This window comes from Lapillicoccus sp., assembly GCF_025353065.1.
Taxonomy (GTDB): Bacteria; Actinomycetota; Actinomycetes; order Actinomycetales; family Dermatophilaceae; genus Lapillicoccus.
Map to the genome: position 1 here is coordinate 1 of NZ_JANXRJ010000105.1, position 2,724 is coordinate 2,724.

The following is a 2,724-nucleotide window of genomic DNA, read 5'->3' on the forward strand; positions in this document are numbered from 1 at the left end:
CTCGTCGCGGCGGAGTTGATTAGGCCTTGCCGCGGCCTGCATCGGGCGGGGGTCTGAGGAGGAACCATGCGTTGTGTACCTCGTCGTCTCATTGCCCTTGCCGGTGTTGCTGCTGTGACAGCCGCGTTGACCGGCGCAGCAGCCCCGGCACAGGAACCACCAGCGGGGTCTGTCTACTCTTCGGGCCGGGCGGGGCTGATGGCCCGAGCCCTGGACGGTCCGGCGCCGGGCCTACGGACTGCGAGGTCCGCGGGTCAGGCCGATGCTCATCCGCGAGGAGTGCGGGCTATTCCGCGGGTGCCGGGGCGGTCGGCCTCGATGGCTCACCCCGCAGCGGCGACACCCCCTGCCCAGTCGAGCGTCGGATTGCAGCGCAGCTTCGACGGTGTCAGCAGCCACGACAGCCGGGACACGAACTTCAACTCTGAGTTCGAGCCCCCGGACCAGGGGCTCTGCGTCGGCGACGGCTTCATCCTGGAGGCGGTCAACTCGGCCTACAGCATCTACCGCACCAATGGCACCCGGGTGCGCGGTCCGTTCAACGTCAACGACCTCTTCAACGAGGGTTCTACGGAGTTCACGTCGGACCCACGCTGCTACTTCGAGCCGGCCACCCACACCTGGTATGCCGTCATCTTGTTCATCGACTTCGCCACCGGCCAGACCCGGGCGGACCTGGCCGTGAACACCTCAGGTGATCCAACGAGCATCTGGACGCAGTACCGCCTCGACACCACCGACGACGGCCGTCTGGGAGAACCGCGCAATCCCGGGTGCCCCTGTCTGGGGGACCAGCCTCTCCTGGGTATCGACCAGAACAACGTGTACCTGAGCACCAACGAGTTCTCCGTCAACGGCCCCGAGTTCAACGGGGCGCAGATCTACGCCGTCGCTAAAGCCGACCTTCTCGCCGGACGGCCGGCGGCTCATATCGTCCACTTCGGCGACCTGAGTGTCGACGGTGCCCTCGCCGCGTCCGTCCAGCCGGCCACCACGTCAGGGGCAGAACCGGCCGAGTACTTCCTGAGCTCCTTGGACCCGAACGGGACGTTCGACTCCCGGCTCGGGGTTTGGGCGATCACCGGCGGGGCCAAGGTCGCGGCCGGGGGCATGCCCACCCTGTCCAGTGTGGTGATCTCCTCGCAGGCCTACGGCGTCCCGCCACCGGCGGCGCAGCGTGGCTCGGCCAGCAACATCGACTCCGGGGACGACCGCATGCAGCAAGCCCAGTTCACTGGCGGCCGGTTGTGGGGGGCGCTGACGACGGCGGTGACCATCCCCGGAGACACCGCCGAACGAGCCGGGGCCGCATGGTTCTCGGTCGTCCCCACCCTCCGCGGAGGTGTGGTGGCTGCTGCCCACATCGACCGTCAGGGATACGTCGTCAAGTCCGGCGCGTACATCCTGTACCCCGCCCTTCAGGCCGACGCCTTCGGCCGCGCTGCGATGACCTTCACCCTGACCGGTCCGCCGACTTTTCCCAGTGCCGCCTACGCGACCCTGGGAGCTGGCGCCGCCAACTTCAGAGCCCCGACCGTCGCAGCGGCCGGCACCGGCCCGTACGACAAGAAGGCCACCCGGTGGGGCGACTACTCCTACGCGAGCATCAACCGCTCCGGTACCGCCGTATGGCTTGCCACCGAGTACGTTCCGCCCCCGAGAAGTCAGACACCAGACCGCCGACGAAACTGGGGCACCCTGGTCTTCTCGGTCGGACTCAACTGACGCCAAAGCGACACCGCCCAGCCGCCCGGGTCGACCAGGAAGAACGACCCCGCCTTCCACCCCCTTCCACCCCGAAGGGCGGCCGCGCGATCGAGGTGGCCCAGACAGCGTCAGCAAGCAACAGGAGCTAATTCCGAAAACCTGGGGCGACACTTCCAGATCAGTTCAACCACAACCGACGCCGATTCGCGGCGGTGTGGGACAGCCGCTCTCGCGGCGGATAGACGCACCCCGTGGCTGTTGGGTAGACAAGGAGCCGCCGCTCGGTCAGGCTGCTTTCGGAGGTGGTGCTTGATGGAAGCCAATCCCGATGTTCGCCTGACTTGGAGCTTTCTGCGTGCAATCGCCGAACTTTGGGCACTGCATCCGGGCACCTACAGGGTTGTGGATGAGTCCGAGAACCTAATCGCGGCGCTCGCGCAAATGGCCATCAGAGCTTTGGCTGTAGAGGTTCGGGAGACTGCGTCGATAGTCGATCAAAGGATTCCGATTACCGGGGTACTAACACGCTCCGACGGGTCTGCCTCCGCGGTGACGCTTCGTGACGTCACCAACAAGGTGGTACATGGCACTCCGGAACGGGTGGTCGTCAGTGGCAACGATATCGTGCTGCACTTCGTGAATAGCGCCAACGAAGTATCGGTCGGCCGCTGGACTGAAATATCCTTCTCAGTTACCAGCTTCACCGATTCACTTCACACAGCTCTCCACGTGAAGCCACACGACTCCGAGCGACGAGACGGGGGGAGTGCTCGCTTTCCTAAGAGAACTGGGACCTGAGCGCTTTCTTCCCTCCCTGGTTTCTGACGAAGCCACCCAGCAGTGCCTGGTAAACTTTGGCAACGATGTCAGATCCCACGGGCCAGGCGCCGGGCTTCGTCCCGCGATGGCCGCTACGCGGCGAAGTGGGGCACCTTCGGGTTAAACGCTTTGGAGAGCCTACGACCATCACATGAAGTCATTCGAACGAGTGCGGTCTTCAGCTTCACCGGCTGTCAC

Annotated in this window: 2 protein-coding genes; both read left to right on the top strand. The window is 65.2% G+C overall.

Features of this window, described 5'->3' with window-relative positions:
- The first annotated feature begins 318 nt into the window (after nucleotides 1-318).
- Nucleotides 319-1,725 carry a hypothetical protein gene (locus Q0R63_RS08780; RefSeq protein ID WP_295696426.1) on the top strand — a complete coding sequence of 469 codons (1,407 nt, stop codon included), beginning with the start codon at nucleotides 319-321 and terminating at the stop codon, nucleotides 1,723-1,725.
- 294 nt (nucleotides 1,726-2,019) lie between these two features.
- Complete coding sequence (locus tag Q0R63_RS08785; RefSeq protein WP_295696428.1) at nucleotides 2,020-2,505, top strand: hypothetical protein; 486 nt, start codon at nucleotides 2,020-2,022, stop codon at nucleotides 2,503-2,505.
- Nucleotides 2,506-2,724 lie beyond the last annotated feature (219 nt).

What these genes read in the sequence shown, in the direction of transcription:
- Q0R63_RS08780 (WP_295696426.1), top strand. Translation starts at nt 319, where the DNA reads ATGGCTCACCCCGCAGCGGCGACACCCCCTGCCCAGTCGAGCGTCGGA.
- Q0R63_RS08785 (WP_295696428.1), top strand. Translation starts at nt 2,020, where the DNA reads ATGGAAGCCAATCCCGATGTTCGCCTGACTTGGAGCTTTCTGCGTGCA.